The organism is Chryseobacterium sp., from assembly GCF_022712095.1.
GTDB lineage: Bacteria > Bacteroidota > Bacteroidia > Flavobacteriales > Weeksellaceae > Chryseobacterium.
Window position 1 is genome coordinate 1 of sequence record NZ_JALAHD010000297.1, and the last position, 5,628, is coordinate 5,628.

A 5,628-nucleotide genomic window follows, 5' to 3' on the forward strand; every position below is an offset into this window, starting at 1 on the left:
ATATCAAACTTCATTAAATCATCTAAATCTTTCAATAATGGATTTTTCTCTATAAACTGCTCGAAGATCTTCTTTTTAGTCATAACTTCAATCTTCAAATTAGCATGATCTTTCTTATATTCAAATTCAATGGTATGGTTATTTACTTTCCTTTTGAAATGATTAAAAAAATCTCCGCTGATCTTATCAAATTCCACTTTCGCTGAGTCTGAAGGATATAAAATCCTTACTATATTCTCATCTTCCTTCACGAGCTTAAATGCTTTGATAGCATTATAAACAAATGGATCTTTGGACTGCAGTTGTTTCAATAACAAATTCCATTCCATCTGCAGATCAGTATCGGTAAAATGATTTTTAGGAAGGTTCTCGTTTTTAGTAATGACAGATTCCTCTTCTTCTTCCTTATCTTCTTTGTTAAGAAAAGAATGAATACTAAAACCTGAAGAAATATTTTGTTTTTGTAAAGGCTTTGATGTTTTTTTGATCACCACTTCCTGAGACACCTCTTCTATAGTAGCCTGAGGGCTTTCTGTCTCGGTCTCCTTTATTTCAGAGGATGGAGCAGAAGTTTTGAGCTCTACTCTTTCATGAAGAAAAGGAGCTAATATTATAAACTTTTTTTTTTATTAATATCAGCATTAATTGTTAAAGAGGCTAACTGCATTAAAGCAATTTCCACGGTAAGCCTTGGATTCTTGGAATTTTTATAATTGATATCAGCATGATTAGAAATCTCAATAGCGTCTATCAGCTGCTGAGCACTCCATTGCTGAGCCTGTTCTACGAATTTAGATTTTGTCTTTTCTCCCACCTCTATCAGTTCAATGGTTGAAGTATTCTGCGCCATCATCAGATCTCTGAAATGATTTCCCAATCCTGCAATAAAAATATGAGGATCAAAACCTTTTCTTACGATCTCATTAAAAGCAAAAAGTACTTCAGGAATTTTATTTTCTTTTGCCAGATCCACAATATTCAAATATTGATCATAATCCAGAATATTTAGGACTTCAGCCGCTTTTGCTAAAGTAATATTCTTTTGGGAAAATGTAGATAATCGGTCAAAAATAGAAAGTGCATCTCTTAGCGCTCCGTCTGCTTTCTGGGCAATCAGGTAAAGAGCATCATCTTCGTAGTGAATATTTTCTTTTTCTGCTATTTTTCTTAAGTGTCCCTGAATGTCTTCAATAGTAATTCTTTTGAAATCATAGATCTGACAGCGGGATAAAATAGTAGGAATAATTTTATGTTTCTCAGTAGTTGCCAGAATAAAAATGGCATGTGCAGGCGGTTCTTCCAATGTTTTCAGGAATGCATTGAATGCTGCTGAAGACAGCATGTGAACCTCGTCTATAATGTATACTTTATATTTACCTACCTGAGGGGCGAAACGTACCTGATCAATCAACTCCCTGATATCATCTACAGAATTATTGGAGGCAGCATCTAATTCATAAATATTATAAGCAAAACCATCTTCAGAAACAGAACCATCTTTTTCATTGATCTTTCTTGCCAGGATCCTCGCACATGTGGTTTTTCCTACTCCACGAGGACCGCAGAATAATAGTGCCTGTGCCAGTTGATTCTCATCAATAGCATGTTCTAAAGTATCTGTAATATGGGATTGTCCAACAACAGTGTCAAATTCCTGAGGTCGATATTTTCTTGCAGATACTATAAAATTTTCCATTGGTCAAAAATAAGAAATATAGTTTTAATTTAAAAATTTCCGGTAAATTTATAGTGCTATCTCTTAACAGAGAAAGCAGGAAAATATGTTTCCTGCCTTTCTTTTTTCTCAACTCCATAGAACAAGTTCATCCATTACAAACTTATTTTTGGAGCAATCATTTTCATATCTAATTGATTTTTGCTATTGAGAAGTAAGGATAACCTTGATCCTTCACATCATAACCGGCTGTAGAATCAAGATATCCGGTTTGTGAGGGATTTTTTATATAGGAATATGTACCTATTATTTTTACTTTATCTCCCTTATTTAACTTTATTATTTTATCTAATACAGTCTCTGATAGGTTTTGAAAATGTCCTTTTTGAACTAACTGATTTTCTGTCCAAGTTTGCTGTATATCATTTACATATACTTTAAGCTTAATCCTTGCACCATTATCAACACTGATAGAGGGATAAATAGTAGTCGTCCATCCCACCTGTTTTATAGGCCACCGGCTTGCAACCCTATAAAATCCATTTTCCGGTGCCGTAAATACTCCATTTGAAAGCAGACCTGGTATTGATTCAAACCTTGTGCTTATGAATTGCACCGGAGTACTGTTCATATCTAAAGCTCTTTCTTCTTCTGCATAGGCATATACAGGTGTTTTTCCTGTATATACATTTTTCACCTGATCCCGAAGCTGGTTTAAAAGATCAACCAATTTTTGATAATCTGGAAGATTTCTGAGATCATTCCATTGAGCGTTTTTATTTTCTCCCTGAGAAATAATCAGTTGCTCGGTTACTCCCGCATTACCTTTAGATGAGTCAGATCCTCCTAGTCTGATATTATTTCTTAGCTGTACTCCTACTGCAACGTCATATCCCTCCTGCGGAAACGCTGTTTTAACTCCTATCTGGGCATACAGAGGTATAGCCATCACACATGAGATTAATAATATATTTTTTTTCATTATTATTTATTATTAATTAATTTTTGTGATCGCCAAAGATGGTAAACCCTGATCTGTAAAATCATTATTACCTGTCTGACCTCCTGCAATTCCAGAATTGGTAACTCCTATTCTCAATTTATCTCCTGCTTTTAAGCTTACTAATCTTGAGAAAGTAACCTCACTAAGATTTTCAAAATTAGTTTTTACTACAATAGCACTTTCATAATTAGCAATAGCTATATTATTAACATATAGTAGTAATTTCGTACGTGTACCACTATCAGAGCCACCTAAGGAACCTCTTTTCATTGGGCCCCTACATGCAATCCAGTAAGCACCATCAAGCGGAGCTGTAAATACACCATTTACCAATAATCCAGTTTGTGATTCAAATACTGTTTTTGTAAACTCAGGCGTAGATAAGTTTGTATTAGCAGAAAATGATGGACTAGGTTCTTCTGCATATGCATAAACTGCAGTGCTATTAGCGTTATAAGTTGAAGTAATTAAAGCCTGAAGCTGATTTATTTGATTGACCAAAGCCTGATAATCGGATAGGTCTTTTAAATTTTTCCATTTGGCTGAATTATTTTCTCCTTGGGAAGTTAATATCTGATTAATCGTCCCTGCATCTCCTTTTGAATAATCAGTTCCTCCTAATCTGATATGATTTCTAAATTGGGTACCAGAAGCTATATCCAATCCTTCCTGAGGAAAAGCTGTATTTATTCCTACTTGTGCATGGAAGCTAATCCCTATTAATAATAGAGGGAAAAAAAATCTCTTTTTCATTTGTGTTATTTATTTTTAAGTCTCGAAAATGTGATAATAAATTTGGTTTTATTAAAACGAGGTACAAAATTATATAAATAACAAAAAAAAAGCAATTAATGCAAAACTATTAATATGCTTAAAATAACAATAATAAACCACCTTAAAGATTAACTATCTTTAAAGGCAGTTTTTTTGTTTCTATATTTTATTGTAAAACTAACTTTTACTTAGCCTAGGATTGGTAAGCAAAGTCTACTATTTCTTTGAGGGCATTTTCTATTTCAGCTCTTCCTTCTTCACTTTTCATATCCAAGCCACAAAAATTACTTCCATTGGTAGCCGTGTGAATGTTTAAATAATAAGCGCCTGATATCAATAAAGCCATAATAGCTCTAAATTTTTTAGCTTTTTCCTCTCCAAAGTAGGGATCGGTAATATTTTTAAACATCAAATCACCCATCTCTTCTCTTTCATCAGCCAGTTTTCGAAGAATTGGCTTATTTTCTGAAAGCTCCCAGAGAATAATTTTTTGAAGTTCTTTATTTTTTTTTAGATTTTCAAACTGATTAACTAAAGCAATTTTAGATAGCTCCTGTCCTCCGTCTGTAATTTCTTCTTCTACATTTCCCGCTGCAATCTGACTCCAATAATCCTGAGATTTTATATATTCATCTATGAGTTTGTCTGTACTTCCAAAATATTCATAGATCAGCTTTTTATCAAAACCGGCTACAGCAGCAATTTTACTAACTTTTAAACCTGAATATCCCTTGGTTCTCAAAATTTTACCTACGGCTCCCAGTAGTTTTAGTTTTGTTTTTTCTTTATCCCTGATAGGACCTTGTACAACTTTTCTAGGCATGTTATTATATTTTTGCAATACGCAATTTATTATTTATATCTTCAAACGCATTGAGCGTTTTATCCAAATGTTCCCTTTCATGGGTAGCCATGACAGCCATTCTTATTCTTGCATCTTTTCGAGCTACGGCAGGATACAGAATAGGGTTTGTATAGATCCCTCTTTCAATAAGTAGTTTGCCTACATCACCCGTTATATTCGGATCCCCTATTTTTACGGGAACAATTGCCGAACATGTATTCCCTGTATCCAATCCCAACTCATTCAGTCCACTTTTAAAATAACTAATATTATCCCAAAGTTTCTTACGCCAGTGCGGTTCCTCATCTATCAATTCAATAGCTTTAATAATTCCCATAATAGAAGGTGGTGCCGTCGCTGAAAAAATCTGCTGGCGAGACTGAAATCTAATAAAAGCCGCCAATTTTTTATCTGTAATTACATATCCTCCTACATTTCCAAAGGTCTTACTGAATGTCCCTGTGATAATATCAACTTTATCCAGCATATCTGCTTCTTCCAATACACCTCTTCCCTTATCTCCCAATATTCCAACTCCATGGGCATCATCAACCATTAAATAAGCATTATATTTTTTTGCTAATTTATAAATTTCTTTTAATGGAGACACATCTCCATCCTGAGAATAGATTCCATCTATAATAATAAGCTTTGTACGGAATTTATTTTCCGACGTTTTCAAAATATGTTCCAGAGCTTCTAAATTGTTATGAGGAAATGTTTTCGTGTTGGTAAAAACACATCCTTCATACACGCTGGCATGCACTGCCATATCTATAATTGCAATATCTTCTTTCTGCAAAAGAATCTGAAGAGTTGCACTATTTGCTGTATATCCTGTAGTGAATATAACAGCTTCTTCTTGTGTTCTTCCAAAAAAGGAAGACAATTTTTTTTCAAGATCATCATGAAATACGAAATGACCTCCGATGAGGGATGAAGCCCCAGCTCCTGTTCCGTATTTCTGAATTCCCTCTATTGCGGCCTGTTTTATTTTGGGATGCTGGGTAAATCCCAAATAATCATTAGAGACAAAACTCACATAATCATTTTGTGTTTCATTAATATTCACATTCATTACTGAGCTGCATCCTGAGTTGTTTTTCAACCGGTAATTCATATGCCCATTTGAGCTCATAAAGTTCAGAAAATCATAAAAAATTTCTGCTCTTTCGGACATTGTATATCCTGGGATATTCTCAAAATCTTTAAAAGTTGCGCTTTCAAAATCAATATTCATCCTTGTTTTTCTTAGTGGTTTAAGGAACAAATATATAACTATTTCATATGCGCAGGATTTCTATCCTATCTAAAATTTATTATGCATACGAT

General features: G+C 33.9%; 5 protein-coding genes and 1 pseudogene. All 6 read right to left on the bottom strand.

Annotation, left to right across the window (positions count from 1 at the left end):
* Nucleotides 1–506, bottom strand: a pseudogene (locus Q0A18_RS14995) (DNA polymerase III subunit gamma/tau); the annotation flags it as partial.
* A 104-nt stretch (nt 507–610) separates the two neighbouring features.
* Nucleotides 611–1,696 carry a DNA polymerase III subunit gamma/tau gene (gene dnaX, locus Q0A18_RS15000; protein ID WP_292010969.1) on the bottom strand — a complete coding sequence of 362 codons (1,086 nt, stop codon included), beginning with the start codon at nt 1,694–1,696 and terminating at the stop codon, nt 611–613.
* 169 nt (nt 1,697–1,865) lie between these two features.
* On the bottom strand, nt 1,866–2,657 hold the full coding sequence (locus Q0A18_RS15005; RefSeq protein WP_292010970.1) for a hypothetical protein: 792 nt from the start codon (nt 2,655–2,657) through the stop codon (nt 1,866–1,868).
* A gap of 12 nt (nt 2,658–2,669) precedes the next feature.
* Nucleotides 2,670–3,431 carry a hypothetical protein gene (locus tag Q0A18_RS15010; protein WP_292010971.1) on the bottom strand — a complete coding sequence of 254 codons (762 nt, stop codon included), beginning with the start codon at nt 3,429–3,431 and terminating at the stop codon, nt 2,670–2,672.
* Nucleotides 3,432–3,645: 214 nt separating this feature from the next.
* Nucleotides 3,646–4,275: a TetR/AcrR family transcriptional regulator gene (locus tag Q0A18_RS15015; protein ID WP_292010972.1), complete on the bottom strand. Its 630-nt coding sequence runs from the start codon at nt 4,273–4,275 to the stop codon at nt 3,646–3,648.
* Nucleotides 4,276–4,279: 4 nt separating this feature from the next.
* The gene (locus Q0A18_RS15020) at nt 4,280–5,536 is read right to left on the bottom strand and encodes an aminotransferase class I/II-fold pyridoxal phosphate-dependent enzyme (protein WP_292010973.1); all 1,257 of its coding nucleotides are present in this window, start codon (nt 5,534–5,536) and stop codon (nt 4,280–4,282) included.
* Between the last annotated feature and the right edge of the window lie 92 nt (nt 5,537–5,628).